The 19,052-nt window shown below is 43.9% G+C and carries 14 protein-coding genes and 1 pseudogene; 13 read left to right on the top strand and 2 right to left on the bottom strand.

The genetic code is table 11. From position 1 onward, the window contains the following. The first annotated feature begins 149 nt into the window (after positions 1-149). The 9 genes and pseudogenes from T357_RS19275 to T357_RS0111290 form a co-directional block, all read left to right on the top strand. Positions 150-1,562, top strand: coding sequence for a cobalt-precorrin-5B (C(1))-methyltransferase (locus T357_RS19275; RefSeq protein WP_081828142.1), 1,413 nt, complete (start codon positions 150-152; stop codon positions 1,560-1,562). A 224-nt stretch (positions 1,563-1,786) separates the two neighbouring features. Further along, entirely contained in the window at positions 1,787-2,572 is a 786-nt protein-coding gene (cobM, locus tag T357_RS0111325) for a precorrin-4 C(11)-methyltransferase (protein WP_031552538.1), read from the top strand. An 88-nt stretch (positions 2,573-2,660) separates the two neighbouring features. Further along, positions 2,661-3,842 carry a cobalt-precorrin 5A hydrolase gene (locus T357_RS0111320; protein WP_044916787.1) on the top strand — a complete coding sequence of 394 codons (1,182 nt, stop codon included), beginning with the start codon at positions 2,661-2,663 and terminating at the stop codon, positions 3,840-3,842. Between the two features lie 45 nt (positions 3,843-3,887). Beyond that, positions 3,888-5,075, top strand: a complete 1,188-nt coding sequence (locus T357_RS0111315) for a hypothetical protein (protein ID WP_031552533.1) — start codon at positions 3,888-3,890, stop codon at positions 5,073-5,075. Positions 5,076-5,225: 150 nt separating this feature from the next. Continuing rightward, a complete protein-coding gene (cobJ, locus tag T357_RS0111310; RefSeq protein WP_031552530.1) occupies positions 5,226-5,984 on the top strand; it encodes a precorrin-3B C(17)-methyltransferase in 759 nt (252 codons plus the stop codon). 86 nt (positions 5,985-6,070) lie between these two features. After that, the gene (gene cobK / locus T357_RS19270; protein WP_044916786.1) at positions 6,071-7,003 is read left to right on the top strand and encodes a precorrin-6A reductase; all 933 of its coding nucleotides are present in this window, start codon (positions 6,071-6,073) and stop codon (positions 7,001-7,003) included. Further along, positions 7,000-8,322, top strand: a complete 1,323-nt coding sequence (cbiT, locus tag T357_RS0111300; RefSeq protein WP_031552523.1) for a precorrin-6Y C5,15-methyltransferase (decarboxylating) subunit CbiT — start codon at positions 7,000-7,002, stop codon at positions 8,320-8,322. The genes cobK and cbiT overlap by 4 nt, the downstream gene beginning before the upstream one ends. Positions 8,323-8,327: 5 nt before the next feature. Further along, complete coding sequence (locus T357_RS0111295; RefSeq protein ID WP_197027338.1) at positions 8,328-10,592, top strand: ABC transporter permease subunit; 2,265 nt, start codon at positions 8,328-8,330, stop codon at positions 10,590-10,592. Further along, positions 10,585-11,301 (top strand): annotated as a pseudogene (locus tag T357_RS0111290) (amino acid ABC transporter ATP-binding protein); the annotation flags it as partial. The gene T357_RS0111295 and the pseudogene T357_RS0111290, both read left to right, overlap by 8 nt. Before the next feature lie 423 nt (positions 11,302-11,724). Here T357_RS0111290 and T357_RS20870 read toward each other — a convergent pair. After that, positions 11,725-12,114 (bottom strand): AbrB/MazE/SpoVT family DNA-binding domain-containing protein, encoded by a 390-nt coding sequence (locus T357_RS20870; protein ID WP_081828140.1) that lies wholly within the window; start codon positions 12,112-12,114, stop codon positions 11,725-11,727. 104 nt (positions 12,115-12,218) lie between these two features. On the opposite strand from T357_RS20870, the gene T357_RS20330 reads away from it, so the two are divergent. The 3 genes from T357_RS20330 (at position 12,219) to T357_RS0111270 (ending at position 17,213) form a co-directional block, all read left to right on the top strand. Beyond that, positions 12,219-14,990: a cobyrinic acid a,c-diamide synthase CobB gene (locus T357_RS20330; RefSeq protein WP_049962395.1), complete on the top strand. Its 2,772-nt coding sequence runs from the start codon at positions 12,219-12,221 to the stop codon at positions 14,988-14,990. Positions 14,991-15,100: 110 nt separating this feature from the next. Next, entirely contained in the window at positions 15,101-15,691 is a 591-nt protein-coding gene (locus T357_RS0111275) for a bifunctional adenosylcobinamide kinase/adenosylcobinamide-phosphate guanylyltransferase (protein ID WP_031552508.1), read from the top strand. Between the two features lie 130 nt (positions 15,692-15,821). After that, positions 15,822-17,213: a carbon-nitrogen hydrolase family protein gene (locus T357_RS0111270; protein ID WP_031552505.1), complete on the top strand. Its 1,392-nt coding sequence runs from the start codon at positions 15,822-15,824 to the stop codon at positions 17,211-17,213. Between the two features lie 159 nt (positions 17,214-17,372). Here the strand turns inward: T357_RS0111270 and T357_RS0111265 are convergent, their stop codons facing one another. Beyond that, positions 17,373-17,999: an NUDIX hydrolase gene (locus T357_RS0111265; protein ID WP_049962394.1), complete on the bottom strand. Its 627-nt coding sequence runs from the start codon at positions 17,997-17,999 to the stop codon at positions 17,373-17,375. 264 nt (positions 18,000-18,263) lie between these two features. Here T357_RS0111265 and T357_RS0111260 point away from each other — a divergent pair, with 264 nt between their 5' ends. Continuing rightward, on the top strand, positions 18,264-19,043 hold the full coding sequence (locus T357_RS0111260) for an adenosylcobinamide-GDP ribazoletransferase (RefSeq protein ID WP_031552500.1): 780 nt from the start codon (positions 18,264-18,266) through the stop codon (positions 19,041-19,043). Positions 19,044-19,052 lie beyond the last annotated feature (9 nt).

Here is a 19,052-nt window from a genome sequence, read left to right as displayed (position 1 = left end):
GTCATGTAGAATCAGACTTGGCATTGACTCATATCTTGTGTTTTGGTGATATGGGTCATGTAGAATCGGACTTAACATTGACTCATTTCCGGATTATTAAGTTTTGTATACTATTGTTTACGATGAAGTACTGAAGAGTATCGATTTATATGAATGAATATATTTGCAAAAATCAGAAAAAACTAAGACGTGGATTGACTACTGGGACTTGTGCGGCGGCGTGTGCGAGGGCTGCGATGGAGAGGGTTTTGATCGGTAACGTTCCGGAGGAGGTCAGTGTTGTACTTCCCGGAGGGGAGAGGGTGACGATGGAGGTCTGCAGAGTTTCTGATTCTAAGGAGTATTTACAGGGTTCTGTGGGAGGACGCAAGGCGGAAAGTGCGGAGTTTTATACCATCAAGGATGCGGGGGATGATCCGGATGTGACTAATGGGACTGAGGTGCATGCTGAGGTTCGGGTTGTAAGTCATGAAGAAGTTACGGAAAACGCCTTTAGATGCGAGGAGAGTGATAGGCTGTTTCTCACTGGTGGTAAGGGTGTGGGGACTGTCACGAAGCCGGGGCTTCAGCAGGAAGTGGGGCAGAGTGCCATTAATCCTGTACCGAGAGAGATGATATTCCGGGCAGCTATGGATGTGCTGGAAATGTACGAGGAAGATGCAGAATTCCCTAAGGATATCTGTAGATCAAACATGAAGTTTAAATCTACAGAGGATAACAATAGGGAGTTTGATGATTTAGAAGGAAAAAGTAGTGAAACTGAAAAATCATGTTTCCTCATTACGGTTTCCGTCCCGGAGGGGGAGGAGCTTGCGAAGAAAACATTTAACCCGAGGCTTGGAATAGAGGGGGGCATATCTATACTGGGAACCACAGGGATAGTTGAGCCTATGTCGGAAGCTTCGATAGTTGCCACAATTGAGACGGAAATACGGCAGAAGCTGTATTGTCAGTGTAAGGAAAACTGTCAGTTATCAAAAGTTGATACAACTGATATGGAAACAGATTTGATTAAAAATGATCATATGACCGGGGTTCCTGCAGAGATTAATGATGGAGCGTTAAGTATCATCGCGGTTCCGGGAAATTACGGGCAGCGTTATGTTGAAAAGCTTGGGCTTAATACAGAGCGGGTTGTTACGGTTTCAAATTATATAGGAGATGCCATAGACCTTGCGGTTTCCTATGGGTGCCTGGAGTTTTTGCTGGTGGGAAACATCGGAAAGCTTTGTAAGCTTGCTGCAGGGATCATGAATACCTACAGTAAGGTAGCGGACGGAAGGTGGGAGATATTTGCGGCACATCTGGCGCTTTGCGGAGGAAATGCATCTCAGGTGAGGGCTATGAAGGAAGCACCTACCACGGAGGAAATGCTTACACTTCTTGATGACATGGGGCATAGAGAGGCTGTTATGGAATCCATTATGAAGGAGATTGAATTTCATATGGAGCAGCGGATAAAGGGTCGGATGAGGTTCGGTGTAATAGTCTATTCAGAGCGTTTTGGGATGGTCGGAAAAGCCGGAGATGCGGATAAGCTGATGGATGAGTTTAAATTTTAGTGGTAACAGTTCAGCCGGTGGACCACTAACCCCGTCCCCATGGTCCACCGGCTGAACTGTTACATTTAGTGAGCCAATTACATATATATCTGTTTGCCGGATATTGATATTTCAAAATGCAGCTTTAACAGAGGAGTAAAGAAGTGCTGTGCAAAAGGCATTAACCCGGATAATGGGTTTTTTATATCACAGAGGCAGTATTTTAAGGAGACAAGAGAAAATAAATGGTTCATTTTGTTGGTGCGGGTCCGGGGGATCCGGAACTTATCACTGTAAAAGGATTAAAGCTTATTAAAGAAGCGGATATCGTGATATATGCGGGATCTCTGGTTAATGCTGAGCTCCTTAGGGCTTGCAAAAGTGATGCAGAGATCTACGATTCCAAGGATATGAATCTTCAGGAGGTGCTGAAGGTTTTTGAGGAAGCTGAAAAGTCCGGAAAGAATGTGGTGAGACTCCATACCGGAGACCCGTCTCTGTACGGTGCCATCCGGGAGCAGATGGACTGGCTTAAGGAAAATGGAATAGATTATGATATCTGTCCCGGAGTCAGTTCTTTTTCAGGAGCGGCAGCAGCAATCAGAAAAGAGTATACACTTCCGGGAGTAACACAGACAGTTATCATAACAAGAGCTGAGGGAAGAACCCCGGTTCCTGAGAAGGAGAAGCTTAGTGCTCTGGCGGCGCATCAGTCCACCATGGTAATATTTTTATCAGCCACACTTTCAGAAAAGGTCTGGAAGGAGCTGATAGCCGGAGGTTATCCTGAGGATACTCCTTCAGCTGTGGTATTCAGGGCTACCTGGCCGGATGAAGAGGTGGTTTGGACAACTTTGGACAAAATTCCGGAGGCATTTCAGAGAGAAGAAGCAAGAAGAGCCGACGGAAATATGAAACAGGCTCTGATAATAGTAGGACGGGCAATTGATGATAAAACGGTCTATGAGTACTCAAAATTATATGACCGTGAATTTGTTACATGTTACAGAGGGAAGGCTTCTTCTGACTGAAAGATACTTTATTTAGTTGATGAATTTATAAATGGGATCGTATATTCGGAAATCTTTCCAAATGGGAGAGAATCCGGAAGGAGGATAAGTGAAGGTTCAGGTAATAGCATTTACTGAAAAAGGATACAGGCTTTCAGAGGAGTTAAAGAACCGCTGGATGGAAGCGGAGAAGGAAGGACAGGGACTTTTCAGAAGAACCGGGACCTGGAGAGCAGAGAAAGAGGGGCGGGGACTTCTCAGAAGCACAGAAATATGGATAGCTGAGAAAACTGAGAAGATGGATATAGGTCTTCATGCAAAGACTAAAGCCTTGCCGGACATTTCTGACACAAGGGCTCTGAAGGAAATAACGGAAGAATGGTTTGAAGAAAAGACAGATGCCATCATCTTCATCGGCTCCACAGGAATTGCGGTTCGTGCAATAGCCCCTTTCTTATCTCACAAGTCGGAGGATCCGGCAGTAATTGTTATAGATGAAGCCGGGCATTTCGTCATATCCCTTCTCAGCGGTCATCTGGGGGGCGCCAATGAGCTTACGTCTTTTGTTTCAGAACTCATAAAGGCTCAGCCGGTGATAACCACTGCGTCAGATCTGGAAGGTGCCTTTTCTGTTGATGTTTTTGCAAAGGAGAATGGACTTATCATCACTGATTTCGGAGCAGCAAAAGAAGTTTCGGCTAAGGTGCTGAGAGGCGAAAAGCTGCGTATATACAGTGACATTGGCATGGAACACCTTAATATGAGACCCGGTATCGGAGAATATGAGCCGGTGGGCCTGAATGACATTGACAGGGCAGATATCATCATAAGCTATCAGAGTAAACTCCTGGAGAAGGCAGATCCCGTGGTGAGACCATTTAATGCCATCGGCCTTAAGCTTATCGCAAAGCGTGTATATGTAGGAATCGGCGCCAGAAAAGGTGTTTCTGAGGAGGATGTGGCAAAGGCCTACGATAACTGCCTGAAGTCAGCCGGAATATCCGGAGAAGCAGTTGATGCCCTGGTAAGCATTGACCTTAAAAAGAACGAACAGGGGATACTGACCTTCAGCTATAAGCGGGAGATTCCGTTTGTTACATATACAGCGGCAGAGCTTAAATCCCTGGACGGAGATTTCGCCTCAAGTGCTTTTGTTGAAAGTGTCACCGGGGTGTCCAATGTCTGCGAAAGGTCGGCTGCCTATGCCGCGTCACGTAACGGGCAGGACAGGGTTTTGGTGCATAAGCAGATATACGGAAGTGTGACATTGGCAGTTGCGGTATCTGTGTAGTATATATAAACTATTATTAATGAATTAAAAGAGAGGAGAAGTATTATGAAGAAGAAAGCAGCATTGGCAATGGCATTTTGTGTTTTTGCTTTTGGAATGGTCGGATGTCAGAAGCCGGCAGCAAATGTAAATAATACTGAGACTACCATAGCGGCAGTGGAAGAATCCACTACAGCTGCTCCTGCAGAAACTGAAGAGACTTCTGCAGAAACCACTGAAGCTGCCAAAGAAGAGGAGACAACAGCTTCTGAGCCCGATTATCCAACATTACCTCTTCCGGAATATCATTACAACGGTCCTGAGGACTGGGCTGATTATGCAGACGGTGTGTGCCATTTCCTTATTGAAAACAGCTTCGGGGATGTGGCGCCGGATTTAACAATGTGTGTGCCTATCGTTCTTAAGGCAGATGACAGCGATCCAAAGGACGTGAAGTTATGGGGAGAATTCTATATAGAAGGCTTCAACCTTGTTAAGACTTCCCTTCTGAATGTAAATGGAGGTTCCTTCGGAGGCGTTGCGCATCTTGATACAACTAAAGGTGGTTCCTTAGTAACCGATTTTGATTTTCTTGAGGATGGGGCCGGTTTTGATGCTTCTTTGGAGGAGCTTTTCGGTAAAGAAGGTCTTAAGGATGCATATCTTGAAGCTTCAAATGAACGTGACAAGTATCTGGCAGAAGCATTGGCAAACTATATCAACACTAACGGATTGTATATCACCCAGTATCAGGAATACGGATGGGCACCGGTACCGGTTCTTAATGCACCTCCGACAAAGGATGAAGATCAGATTGTTGATTATGAAGGAAGCTATGATTATACCGCAAAGTTTGATATGCGAGAGATCTGCTCTTATGAAACCGGTGAGTCGGATATGTTCTGCAATGTCGAAAGCGAAAACTGGAACGAATTCCTGATTGTTGTATATAAGGCAGAGAGTAACGATCTCGACAATGCCATCACAGAGCTTCGTGCAGGACTTGCGGATGAAAATGCAGAGCTGGAGAGAAAAGATGACGTAACCTTCCTGGATATCGAAGGATGTACATTACTTATGAGTAATGGACCTTACAAGGAAGGTGACTCGGTTTATGTGAACTATTTCATTCCGAGAGGAGATGATCTCCTTGTATTAAAGATCTCATCTACTTACAGCGAAGATGAAAAAATCCAGGTGGCTACAGATGATATCATCGAAGATTTCATTGACGGAATAAAATTTAAGGGTTAAACAAAATATAAAAATGACTGCAAATCATCCCGGTGGTTTGCAGTTTTTTTTGTGATAAGACCGTAACGCGGAATTTGGTAAGGGGTTTTTTTGAGGGCTTGATTAGGATAAAATTAGATAATATGAATGATTTGGTTCACGGAGGGTGAAATGGGAACGGTATATGCTGTGGGCTTCGGGCCCGGAGATGTAAAGTACGAGACATTGGAAGCAAGGGAAGTATTGTCAGGTGTGGATGTGATAGTCGGTTATAAGACTTATGCAGATATAGTAAGTAAACAGTATCCTGAAAAAGAATTCGTGGTTTCCGGGATGCATGAAGAAGAGGAACGATGCAAAAAAGCTCTGGAGCTTGCGACAGCAGGAAAAAATGTTGCCGTTATCTCATCAGGTGACCCCGAGGTTTACGGTATGGCAGGACTTTTGTATGAGCTTTCCGAGAAGGAATGTTACTGCGGTGTTCAGGTGAAAACTGTGCCGGGACTCTCTGCGGTTCTCAGCGGAGGGGCAGTTCTGGGAGCTCCTGTCGGACATGATTTTTGTGTGATCAGCCTTTCGGATTTACTTACCCCTTGGGAAACAATAGAAAAACGACTCCGTGCAGCAGCAGAGGGTGATTTTGTTATAGTTCTTTATAATCCGGTGAGTCATAAGAGGCTGGAGACTTTTAAGAGAGCCTGTGAGATTCTCAGAAAAGAGATTCCTTCTGACAGGGTTTGCGGATATGTCAGAAACATCGGAAGGGATGGATGTAAGAGCCGGATCTTTTTATTATATGAGCTTGAGAAGCTTGGTGAAAATTCTGAAATTGATATGCTGACTACAGTTTTCATAGGCAATTCGGAGACGAAGATTGTTGAAACACCGGATGGATCCAGAATGGTTACTCCGAGAGGGTATAAAGGGTGATAAAAGGCATGTAGGCATGTGTTTTTACGGATGATTACATTGCTTACGTTGGGAAATTGTGACTGCTAATCAGCAGCAGGAGTTTTATGCATATATTTTTATTTGGCGGAACCACCGAAGGACGGAAAATTGCGGAGCATATTGTGGCAGAAAACAAAAAAAGAGAGGCTGATGGACGAGAAGATTTTCTTGAGACCGAAGTCTTTGTGGCTACCGACTACGGAGCAGGACTTCTTCCAACGGAAAAGCATTTGGCTGTAAATGTTGGAAGGCTGAACTCTGAGGAAATGGCGGAGCGTTTTATAACTGCGAATAGTCTCTTTAGAAGTTCAACCATGGGTGAGTCCAAATCAGTAATTGATAAACATCCCATCAATGATGATTTTTTAGAGAAGATATCAGAAGATAGAGCTGAGGCTGTTTTGGTTATCGATGCAACCCATCCGTATGCTGCGGCAGTTACGGAAAATATCTACAAAGCCTGCAGGGCTTCCGGAGTCAGATGCCTGAGGATACTTCGTCCTGAGGCAGACTCTGATACAGAAAACTCAGACTTTATATATTTCGAAAATGTAAAAAACGCCGTACGATGGCTCAACTCAACTTTCGAAAATTTTCCGGAGAAAAGAAAGCATATACTCATAACTACAGGTTCAAAAGAAATTCAGGAATATACTGCCATACCGGATTTTGAGGAGTACTGCTATGTGAGAGCATTACCTACTCCTGAGGTTCTTGAAAAATGCATGGCGCTGGGGTTTCGCAGAGACAGGCTGATCCTCATGCAGGGTCCCTTCGGTGTTGATATGAATCTTGCGCAGTTGAGATATGCCTCCGCGGGATACATTGTCACAAAGGATTCCGGAGAGATCGGAGGTTTTCCCGAGAAGTGCGACGCTGCCATAGAGTTGGGGGTAAGGGTTCTGGTTATCGGCCGTCCGGTTTTATCGGATGTCCATGAGGAGGAATGGTATAGTATAATGTCTTTAAGTGATATTTTAAAAGGAGGAATGTTATGAGAATTATAAATTTGATCGGTGTTGGTCCGGGAAGTCCGGAGATGATGACAACTCAGGCAATTAAGGCAATAAAAGAGTCTGAGGTTCTGATGGGTGCGGCGAGAGCCCTTAAGACAGCAAAAGACGCGGTTCCTGAGCTGGATATAGAAATCTGTGAGGCTGTGAAAACAGATGATATGGTGGCTTACATCAAAGGTCATCCCGAGAAGAAAGTGATCTCCTGCGTATTTACGGGAGATACCAGCGTTTACAGCGGTGCCATACCACTGAAGAAAGCATTGGAACAAGATATGGGACCTGACGGTGGTGATGACTCAGAGGATGAGGACAGAGCCGAGAACTTTGAGATCCGAAACTATGCCGGAGTTTCCAGCATCCAGTATTTCCTTAGTAAACGCTCTGTAAGTATGGCCAATGTTAAGCTGGTAAGTCTTCACGGACGCTATAAGGACATGATTCCGCTGATCCGTGAAAACAAGTATGTGTGTGCACTTCTGGGCAGCGAAGATACGGTTTCAAAGATTTCCCAGGAGCTTGCCCGGTTTGGCTTCGGCTCTGTGAAGATCATTGTGGGAGAGAGGCTGAGCTATCCTGACGAGTGCTTTACCGTGGGAAAGCCCAGGGACATGAAGGGTAAGATGTTCGACCGCCTTGCCATCGCACTTTTTGAAAATGACAATGCAGAGACCCCGGTACGTTCCTACGGCATCGGAGACGAGCATTTTGAAAGAGCTGAAGCTGTGCCTATCACTAAACGTGATGTAAGGGCTCTGAGCCTTTGCCGACTGGCCATAAAAGAGGACAGCATCATTTACGATATCGGTGCGGGTTCCGGTTCAATGTCTATCGAGGCGGGGCTTGCGTGTCCTGAGGGAAAGGTCATTGCGGTTGAAATGAATCAGGAAGCCATCGATACCATAGAAAGAAACAGATATCAGTTCAAGGTGGACAATATCCGCGTGATCCGCGGCAAAGCTCCCGAATGCTTTGAAGAGTTTGAGATGCAGAAGCCCGGAGAGAGAAAAAATGTTGCGGATGAGGGAGTGCTGCCTATTCCGGACCGAGTATTCATTGGCGGAAGCAAGGGAAATCTTCAGAAGATCATAGACTGGGCTGTCAGGGTTAATCCGGATGTAGTCATTGTCATAAATACGGTTACCCTTGAATCGGTTGCAGAGGTTCTGGAGGTTGAGAGAAGACTTACGGATTATAACTTTGAGATGGTGGAGATCCAGTCAACCGGTCTTGAAAGACGCGGAAGCTATCACATGCACAGGGCGGAAAATCCCATAACTATTACAAGAATTTCCAGGAGATGAAAATTTTGAAATATCCGATACGTTTTTTGATGACAATTGTTTTACTGCTGACATGTGTGTTTACAGTAAGCTCATTTGCAGCGGATTGGCACGATTATAACGGAAAAAAGATCGGGGTACTCACAGGAACCCTGATGGAGGACGTGGCAAAAGAGTTTTTTCCTGACAGTGAGTATGTTTATATCGACAGTTATCCGGACTGCGCTGCAGCACTTCTTTCAGGTAAGATAGATGCGTTTCTTGCGGATGAGCCGAATGTAAAGACCATGCATTTTGAAGATCCGGATATTGACTATATTCATGAAAGTATTAAGGAACAGGATGTAAGTTTTGCCTTCAGAAAAGACGATCCGGAAAGCGAAAAGCTTTGTGAGGAGTTCAATGAGTACCTTAGAGAGATAAGAAGCAACGGCGTCCTGCAGCTTATGGATGATATCTGGATGGGTGTTGATGAGTACAGGAAAACTGTTGACTTGTCAGTCCTTACCGGAAAAAACGGAACCATCAGAGTGATAACCACCGCTACAGATATGCCCTGGTCCTATATAAAAGACGGGAAAAATGTGGGTTATGATATAGACCTTCTTGCGCATTTTTGTTTGGATAAAGGCTATGCTCTTGAAATCCAGGATGTGAGCTTTGCCGCCCGTATTCCCGATCTTCAATCCGGAAGAGGCGATATTACAACAGGAATGAATGTCACTCCGGAACGCCGGGAAGAGGTACTTTTCAGTGATGCTACATATGAAAACGGGATAGTACTTACAGTTCCGGCCGCAGATCTCAGAGGCATCGATCAGGAGAAAAAGATCACTTCCGGAGATAAGGAGCCGGAGTTCAAAACCTTTGATGAACTTAAGGGTAGAACTATCTCCATGATCACCGGAGCGCCCTTTGAGAACATGATCCTTTCAAAGGTATCAGATGTCAAGGAGTTCACCTATTTCACCACCATGCCGGATATGATGCTTGCCATCAGGACCGGAAAGACAGATGCCGGACTTATGAACAATGCAGTTGCGGAGCTTGCTGCCAATAAGGATCCGGACCTCTGTGTTTTCCCTCAGTCTCTTGGTGATACTGCTTTCGGACTGGGGTTTAAAAAGGGAGACGAGAGGCGTGATGTATGGCAGGAGGCATTTGACCGGATCCCCGCCGAAACCAAGGAAGCTCTTTGGAAAAAGTGGACCGGAGCGGATGACAGCATCAAAACTATTCCGGAGCAGGACTGGCCCGGCAGTAACGGCACGGTTAATGCAGCCTGCTGTGATGCCCTGGAGCCTATGAGCTACATGGGAGAGGGAGGCAAATGTCTCGGTTTTGACATTGAAACCATACTCCTTATTGCGAAGGAACTGGATGTTCATGTGAATTTTATCCCCATGGATTTTGCAGCCGTGCTTTCATCCCTCGAAGCCGAAAAGGCGGATGTCATCTGCGGTTCGATAGTTACTACGGCTGAGCGCAAGGAAAAAATGGATTTCCTGGAGTATGCTCCTGCATCATTTGTTTTTATTGTGCGCACCGCAACCCATGAAGCAGCCGGTACATCTTTCGTTGACAGAATTAAAGCAAGCTTCGAAAAGACCTTTATAAGAGAGAATCGTTATGAGCTTTTCCTTTCCGGAATCATGACAACCATCGTGATAACGGTTCTTTCAATCATCTTCGGAACAGCTTTCGGATTTTTTATATTCATGGGGACCAGAAATGGCAACAAGGCGGCTAATGCCTTTGCAAGGGTATTTGTGTGGCTCATACAGGGAATGCCTGTAGTAGTTCTTTTGATGATCCTTTACTATATTATTTTCGCAAAAATGAAGATAACCGGTACTGTTGTGGCGGTAATAGCCTTTACATTTGTGTTTGGCTCCGGGGTTTTCGGAATGCTGAAAATGGGCGTCGGGGCTGTGGACAAGGGCCAGACAGAGGCTGCCCTTTCCTTAGGCTACAGCGATATCAAATCCTTTTTCAGGATCATATTCCCTCAGGCGGTACCGCACTTCCTGCCTACCTATAAGGGCGAGGTGGTGGCTCTTGTAAAGTCAACTGCCATTGTCGGATACATCGCGGTTCAGGATCTGACAAAGATGGGAGACATAATAAGAGGCCGCACTTATGAAGCATTTTTCCCGCTTATTGCGGTGGCCGTTATATATTTCATTCTTGGGGCTATGCTTACATTCCTGGTGGATAAGATAGAGATAAACATTAACCCGAAACGCCGTAACAGAGAAGACATACTTAAGGGGGTGCGTACTGATGATTGAGGTAAAGAGCTTAACTAAAAAATATGATTCGGTGACACCGCTTAGAGACGTGAGTTTCAATGTAAATGACGGTGACGTTATCGCGGTGATCGGGCCTTCCGGTACCGGAAAGTCAACCCTGATACGATGCCTCAATATGCTGGAGAAGCCCACCGGTGGTCAGATAATATTTGACGGTGAAGAAATTACCGCACGGGGCTATGACATCAGAAAAGCCAGAATGAAAATGGGCATGGTGTTCCAGTCCTTCAATCTGTTTGGGCATCTCACTGTTATTGAGAATCTGATGCTTGCTCCCATGGATCTTCTTGGGAAGAGCAAGCAGGAGGCCTATGATAAGGGCATGGAATATCTCCGTCGTGTGGGAATGGCGGATAAGGCCCTGAGTTACCCCGATGAGCTGTCAGGTGGACAGAAGCAGAGAGTTGCCATCGCCAGAACTTTGTGCATGGATCCCGAGGTGATTTTGCTGGATGAGCCAACAAGTGCTCTGGATCCCACCATGGTTTCCGAGGTGCAGGCGGTTATCAGGGATCTCTCCAAGAGCGGAAAGACCATGATGATAGTTACCCATGAAATGAATTTCGCACGGGCAATTTCAAACAGGGTATTCTATATGGACGGGGAGGGCATTTACGAAGAAGGCACTCCCGAGGAGATTTTCGAGCATCCGAAGAAGGAGAATACCAGAAGATTTATCAGAAGACTGAAGGTTTTCGAGGCTGTGATCGACAGCAGGGATTATGATTTTATTAACTTTGGAGCGGAGCTTGACAGATATCTCCTTCAGAATGATGTGAAGTCCGCTGAGAAAAACCGCATACGTCTCGCCATCGAGGAGACGGTGCAGCAGATACTCCTTCCGAAGTATCCTAAGCCGGACATCCATGTGGCAGTGGAGTACTCCATGCAGGATGATAGCACAGAAATCACTTTTACCTATGGTGGAGAAAAATTCGACATCAGAGATACGGACAATGAGCTGTCACTTTCCATGGTCGAGAATTCGGCCGAGAAGATAGAATACAGCTGCCGTGAAGGGGAATCGCCGGCGAATGAGGTGAAGATCCTGGTGAAGAAGACGGAGTAAGAAATTAATATAATGAATCACGAGTTAATAACTCGTGATTCATTAATCATATTCAAACATGCCTTGGATGGCATCAGAAATGTTCATAATGTCAGAGTAAGGAATATTGTCTATTTTTGAGCAACCTCGAACTGTTGGGTCTATGAGTTTTATTTGTTCACAGATAACGGTTCCGGTTATTCCTTTATTTCCGGAAATCTCCTTTCCAACAGGTTCACCCCAATCAAAATCGCATACGGTTATTTCTCCATTATACTCTGCAAGCCTTTCTTCAAAAGTTTTGTGCTTGAAAGATTTGCGAAGTACTATAGAGTCTTTGGATATATCTATATCCAGCACATCAGATATAGCGAGCCCCATTTTATCCAGAATATCTTTGGGAATGCGTATTCCCTGGCTATTTCCCCAAGACCTGATAGTTACTTGTGACATAGTGAAATGACCTCCTTTGGTATAATGTGTATATACGTGTTATACCAAAGGGTGGGGAAATCTACAATTAAATTAATGTAAATTTTTCTTTAAACGGAGAATATATGAAACACAGCTTTGTAATTGCAGCAGATAAAAGCAGTTCCGGGAAGACCACATTGACGTGTGGTCTTATTAGTGTGCTGAAAAAAAGAGGGTTTAAGGTACAGAGCTTTAAATGTGGTCCGGATTATATAGATCCGATGTTTCACAGAGAGGTGCTTGGTGTTCCTTCTGCTAATCTTGATAGCTTTTTTGTGTCAAGGGAAATGTTGAGAAGAATTTATGCGGAAAGAACTGAGAAGGCGGATATTTCTGTGATTGAAGGAGTCATGGGCTTTTATGACGGGCTGGGTGGAGTTTCATCAGAAGGGTCCACTTGGGAGATTGCAAATATCATTGACTGCCCGACGGTGCTTGTAATGGATTGCAAAGGGGCAAGTGTTTCAATAGCTGCACTTATCAAGGGGATGTTGGATTTTACTAATGGTGATTCTGGAATAAGGGGATTAATTCTCAACAGAGTATCACCTATGTTTTATGATAGGCTGAAGGGAGTGATCGAAGATAATTGTCCTGAAATTAGAGTTCTGGGCTATATGCCTGAAATGAAGAATCAGAGAGTTCCGTCACGGCATTTGGGACTTATCGAGCCGGGGGATATGGAGGATTTCAATTCCTGGATAGAGGCTGTCAGTGAACAGCTTGAAAAAACAGTTGATGTTGACGGTCTTTTGGAGATTGCCGGGACAACGAAATCCGGAAAGCTGACGGAAGAAAAGATTTCTGAGTTTAAGGCTTCTTACTATACCAGCCAAACCTCAAGAGAAGATGATTCAAAGTACAAACTGAATACTAAGATAAAGCTTGGAATAGCCGAGGATGAAGCTTTCAATTTTTACTATCAGGAAAACCGTGAGCTTTTGGAGAATATGGGGGCAGATATAGTGACCTTCAGTCCGTTACATGACGAGAAGCTGCCTGAAGATTTGGATGGAATCATCATCGGAGGCGGATATCCTGAGCTTTATGCGGATGAACTTTCTGCCAATGCTTCCATGAGAGAATCATTGGCCGCAGTCATAAAAAGCGGGTTGCCGGTTGTTGCAGAGTGCGGCGGGTATATGTATCTGAATAATTCGATAAAAGTATCTAAAGAGGAAGCTTTTGATAAAAAGACGGCTGATAATGAAGATGCCGGCAGGAACAGTACAGAAACAGAAAAAAAACACCATATGTGCGGAGTATTCACCGGAGATGCAGAAAAGAAGGAAAGGCTTGTCCGTTTCGGTTATATTTCCGCAGAGACTAAGGCTGCCGGTCTGTTTGGTGAAGCGGGTACAGTTCTTAAGGGTCATGAGTTCCACAGATATGATTGTGAATATAACGGGGATGGATTCGTGCTGACAAAGCCAAAAGCCGGAAAGCAGAGAAACATCTTAAATTTTGAAAAGAAGGATGATAGTGTAGGAACCGGAAGTTCCGCTTCATATGAAGGAATATTCTATGGAAAAACTATGTCCTGCGGCTGGCCGCATTTTTACTATTATAGTAATCCGAAAGCGATTTTTAGTTTTATGAAATGTTGTGAGAGATATCATTTTGAACGGGAGGCTCAGAAAAAATGGGACGGGATAGCTAAGCCTATCGATAGTCTCGGCGTTCTTGAAAAGCAGGTTATAAAGCTTTGTGGGATACAAAGAACTCTAACTCCGTCTATAGATAAAAAAGCGCTGGTGGTGCTCTGCGGAGATCATGGCTGCGTAAAAGAGGGCGTGTCTCAGACCGACAGTTCTGTAACAAGAAAGGTGGCAGACAGCTTTGCAAAGGGGAAGACTACAACTGCCATCTTTGCCGAAAAAAATGGAGTTGATGTATATACTATCGATGTGGGGATGATAGGACCGAGATATAGCGAAGGAGTAACTGAGGATACTGAAGGTGAGAATAAAGATGAATCTGTAAAAAATTCCGAATATAGATCGGATTCAGAATTAAATCATTATTCAGAAAGACTTTCCCAGGGTAAAGTAAACGACAGACGCCTTCAGGACGGCAGCGGAAACATAGCAGTTGAACCTGCCATGAGCCATGAAACCGGTGAAAAGGCATTGCAGCTCGGTATGGACATCGTTCGTGAGCTTAAGGAAGCCGGTTATCAGATCATTTGTACAGGAGAAATGGGAATCGGGAATACCACACCAACGGCAGCATTACTTGCTTATTTCATGGGAAGCAGTGCGGAAGAGGCTGTGGGTTACGGAGCCGGACTCAGTGAAGAAGGGCTTAAAAGAAAACAGGATGTGGTAAGAAGAGCACTGGAGAGACTCGGGAAAGAGCGCGAAGGTCAGGCAGGACTTCAAGACATCGCACAAGATGATTTTAATCGGTTAAATGATGAAGCGGTAAATAAAACCATAGATGTTGTTTCCGGGGAAAAAGTCAAAGTTATTTCGGCAGCAACGGCTAAGGAAGGCCTCTTTCAGATCGGGGGCATGGAAATAGCCGTTATGGCCGGAATGTTCCTTGGTGGAGTTAAATATGAGGTTCCAATTGTGATTGACGGTATCATCTCAACCGCAGCAGCCCTCGGCGCCTATATGATTGATGAGAGAGTCGCGGACTATGCATTGGCATCCCATGTATCGAAGGAAAAGCTTCCACGAAAAGCTCTCGAAAAAATGGGACTTCGTGCCATAATCGATGCAGAAATGTCCTTGGGAGAAGGTTCCGGAGCAGTCCTTTTGATGCCGATACTTTCTTCAGCGGTGGAAGCCTTCAACCGTATGGGGACTTTTTCTGATATAAAGGTAGAAGCGTACCGGAGATTCCAATGATTCAGGAATGCCGAATCAGGTATGATAATATGATTTTATATCCGTAACATAGAAAATGTTATCGTGCAGAAATAATGTTATTTAGTGGTCATGACAGAGAGGCTGAAATAATGTACTATTTGATAACCGGTGGAGCCGGTTCGGGAAAATCTGAATATGCAGAAGATCTGGCGTTTTCACTGACAGAGAATGGTGATAGTCTTTTTTACATTGCCACCATGTTTCCTTATGATGATGAAGAAACGAGAAAGAGGATAGAGAGACACCGGAACCTTAGAGCGGGAAAGGGATTTGTTACCATTGAGCGATCTGTTGAGATATCGAAGGTTTTGGATGAGATAAAAATGTCCGGAAGTGAGAATACAAATGATAATTCAGTTCAGGATTCAATCAGCTTATCTGACTCATGCCGGTATTTGAAATCTTCAATAGTTCTTCTTGAGGATCTCACCAACCTTTATGCCAATGAATGCTACCAAACCAATGGTCACCCGCATAAAATCACTGAGCCTCTCAGAGAACTTGCTGCTAATGTCAAAGCTCTTATAGTTGTCACCAATGAGCTATACTGTGACGGCAATCAGTATCCGGAAGAGACTATGGGATTTCTGAGAGAGTTGGCATTAATAAACCGGAGCATAGCAAAAGACGCGGATAAAGTTTTTGAAGTTGTGGCAGGTATTCCTGTTGGTGTAAAATAAATGCCTTAAAACAATATGTCAGCATCTGATATATAGGAGAGATTGGGCTTGAAAATGATTTTTAAGTTGATTTCCGGGTCAACTATAGTCTTGTATCAAACCTATGCTTGCCTGACTCATGGAGGTGAAAATGAAGGAGATTGTTCCTGAGAGAATATCACTATACAACATTATCGCAGAACTATGCGCTTATCTGGAGTCTGTCGGTAAAAGTCATTTTATCTTCTACAAAAGTCTCTCTGATAAAGAGTTAAGGCGTATTGATGATCGTATCGTTAAAGATACTTTTCTCAGTTTAAGCGATAAAGGAAAGTATCTTCCGATTTTTGAGCCGGATCTCAGTCCTGAGTACGTTGATAAACTCTATAGCTTTAAAGATAAAATATTCGCAGAAAATGACAAAAACGCCGTCATCAGATTTTTACAGGCTCTGGATGAAACTGTTTCCGTGCTTCTATATGATGAACGTGAAATCCTTGAAGGAAACAGGGTTTCCTCAGAAATCAATACAAACAGAGCATCCACGGGGATATCCCTGTTTCCCAAGATGAATTGTGTATGGTCAAGAAAAAACAGGCAGACATTTTCGTACAAACGTATAGACAGTTATCTCAGGTATCTGCTGGTAGTTCAGGATATTCCCGGAATAGAAGCAGAGCATGTATTTATAAAAAAAGGATCATTTCCCATATTCGATAAAACCAAAAAGCTTAATGTTGCAGCTTCTCCTATCAGCGCAAAAACCAATTTTGATCTGAATTATCATGGTTTAGATGATTATCTGGTTTTTGACATTAAATATAATGAATCCAGAATTAAGAGTGATAATGACCTGGTCTGGAAAAAGATCACGGAAGCAGGGAAACACGGGAGTGAACTGATCGTTTTCCCCGAGATGCTTGGAAATCCCATGATGGAGACTTTTATCCGGGATAAACTGAGTACATTGAATGATGAGCAGTTGGAACAGATTCCTGTACTCATGGTTTTGCCATCCTGCAGCGTGGATGGACTGAATTATTCTCCGGTTTTGGACAGATATGGTCATGAGCTCACAAGACAGTGTAAACATAACCCGTTTTTTCATAAGTTAAAACAGGGAGAGTACAGGGAATATCTGAGACCCAATAATAAGATAACCATCTTTCATTATGAAGGCATAGGTCGCTTTGCTGTAATGATATGCAAGGATTTCCTGACCAATGAGTATATGGAACGTATAATGAGAGGATTTATGCTTACAATGATCATATCTCCGGCATATTCAACCGGATCCCATGATTTTAAGCTGTCCCTGGATTTATGTGCACATGATGATTGTAATGTCATCTGGGTCAATACCTGTGCGGCACTGATACCAGGAAAAGAAGATAATTTTGAAAATATCGGATATATCAGAAAGAGAATAAACAGATATCAAAGTGAAGAGGAGGCTACCTATCGGATGAAATCCTGCAGGAAACTGCTGATGGGTGGATGTGATCATAACTGTATCTATTATGACAGCTTTGGGGCAATATAAAAAAGGAGCTTCAAAGATTTTGAGGTTTTCCCGGGCAGATAAAAAAAATGCCGGTCAGAAGAGTTGGGGCTCTTCTGACCGGCATTTTAATTGATTTCATAACGGCCTTGTATCCATTATAAATTATGCGCACCCGGTGCGATCAGATTTTTTTATAGCTTATTTCAGGCGACCTGTTCCAGGTCCGAAGTCATCCTGATACTCATAGAATTTGTTTAGAGAAAGATCTCCGTAAACCCAAAGGAAACAGAAGAGCTGTACTCTGGCGGACATCTTTGCGGTCTTAAGGAGCTCTTTTACTTCCTCCTTGTTAAACCATGCTGCATGGATTTCCTCGGTGTCCGAATCAATTCCCTGTATTTCACCGTCAACGATGGCTATAATGCAGGAAGTGGATTCGTTGGAAATGCCGATGGCATTGAAGCTGCTTGCCAGACGGACTATACGCTTAACGAAGTGAAGACCTGTTTCTTCCAACAGTTCGCGCTTTGCGGCTTGAGTTGGAGTCTCGCCTTCATCAATGAGGCCTGAAGGGAAATTATATACCCAGTCACCAACAGCCGGGCGGAACTCCCTGTTAAGCAGGATACGATTATGATCACGGGAAATACCGATTATACTTACGGTTTTACTTCCCCAGCTGGAAAGCTCTTCCAGTGATGTGATATGTGGATTGCGGCTTGCCATTTCATAAGTTATTTCTTTATGATCATCGGTTTCATACAGGACATCATACCTGTGAAGAAACTGTCCGCCTTCAATGTGCTTAATACCTTTGAACTCCATATAAACCTCCCCATTGCTTAAAAATGTCACATTGTTTAGTAGTCGGCTGCTTCACCCAGAAAAACGTACATTGAAGGGCTGATACAACCGGGATATAAATAATTTTTGGATCACGAATCCTAAGTGCATCACTTGGACTTATATTTCATAATATATATAATAAACTCATATGGCCTAAAAATATACCTAAAAATAAACGGTTTGTTAATTTTTTATCACCGACATATTTATTATGTGTTGAGCTTATAGAGGAGAATCGGCTAAATGACAGATTCATTTATTATCGCTTTTTCAACCTATTCAAGGATTCCCATGCCGAAAGCAGACTGGAATGAAAAGAGCATGAAGTATGCCATGTGCTTTTTTCCTTTGGTCGGGGTGGTCATTGCATTTTTGGAGCTTTTTATATGGCGGCTGGCTGGATTTATCAAAACTTATAACATGATTACGGCATTTTTTTTGCTTTTGGTTCCTGTGGCAGTGACAGGAGGCATACATCTTGACGGGCTTTTCGATACAGAGGATGCACTTCACAGCTACGGTGACAGAGAGAAGAAGCTCTCCATATTGAAGGATCCCCATGTGGGAGCCTTTGCTGTGATCTTTGGGGTAATGTATATGCTTGGAGCCTTTGCACTAGCAACAGAGATAGACATAGAAGCGCTGATTGCCGTGTGTTTCAGTTTTGTGATTTCAAGAGAGCTAAGCGGACTCAGTGTTGTCAGCTTCCCGAAGGCAAAAAAGGACGGAATGGTCAGTGAGTTTTCAGATAGTGCGGATAAGAATGTGAAGACTGTGCTTCTGGCAGAGCTTGTGGTGACGGTTCTTTGTATGTTTTTGTTTTACATATTTGGGAATATTGAGCTTGCGTATCCGGCAGTGACATTGGCAGCTGCAGTGATTTCATTTCTTAGATATCGATACAGGATAGTGCCTCAGTTTGGAGGAACCACAGGGGATCTTTGCGGATATTTTCTGTGTAATTGTGAGTTTTTGATTCTGTTTTCAAATATCTTAGTCTGGAAGATCATGGATCTTAGATGACGTTTGTGG

This window comes from Oribacterium sp. FC2011, assembly GCF_000701645.1.
Classification (GTDB): domain Bacteria; phylum Bacillota; class Clostridia; order Lachnospirales; family Lachnospiraceae; genus Oribacterium.
This window is presented reverse-complemented; position numbering and strand designations above follow the sequence as displayed.

Excerpts from the sequence above, each read along its gene's own strand:
- T357_RS0111260 (WP_031552500.1), top strand. The coding sequence starts at position 18,264 with ATGACAGATTCATTTATTATCGCTTTTTCAACCTATTCAAGGATTCCC.
- T357_RS0111265 (WP_049962394.1), bottom strand. The coding sequence starts at position 17,999 with ATGGAGTTCAAAGGTATTAAGCACATTGAAGGCGGACAGTTTCTTCAC.
- cobK (WP_044916786.1), top strand. The coding sequence starts at position 6,071 with ATGCATATATTTTTATTTGGCGGAACCACCGAAGGACGGAAAATTGCG.
- T357_RS20870 (WP_081828140.1), bottom strand. The coding sequence starts at position 12,114 with ATGTCACAAGTAACTATCAGGTCTTGGGGAAATAGCCAGGGAATACGC.
- cobJ (WP_031552530.1), top strand. The coding sequence starts at position 5,226 with ATGGGAACGGTATATGCTGTGGGCTTCGGGCCCGGAGATGTAAAGTAC.
- T357_RS0111275 (WP_031552508.1), top strand. The coding sequence starts at position 15,101 with ATGTACTATTTGATAACCGGTGGAGCCGGTTCGGGAAAATCTGAATAT.
- T357_RS20330 (WP_049962395.1), top strand. The coding sequence starts at position 12,219 with ATGAAACACAGCTTTGTAATTGCAGCAGATAAAAGCAGTTCCGGGAAG.
- T357_RS0111270 (WP_031552505.1), top strand. The coding sequence starts at position 15,822 with ATGAAGGAGATTGTTCCTGAGAGAATATCACTATACAACATTATCGCA.
- T357_RS19275 (WP_081828142.1), top strand. The coding sequence starts at position 150 with ATGAATGAATATATTTGCAAAAATCAGAAAAAACTAAGACGTGGATTG.
- cobM (WP_031552538.1), top strand. The coding sequence starts at position 1,787 with ATGGTTCATTTTGTTGGTGCGGGTCCGGGGGATCCGGAACTTATCACT.
- cbiT (WP_031552523.1), top strand. The coding sequence starts at position 7,000 with ATGAGAATTATAAATTTGATCGGTGTTGGTCCGGGAAGTCCGGAGATG.
- T357_RS0111315 (WP_031552533.1), top strand. The coding sequence starts at position 3,888 with ATGAAGAAGAAAGCAGCATTGGCAATGGCATTTTGTGTTTTTGCTTTT.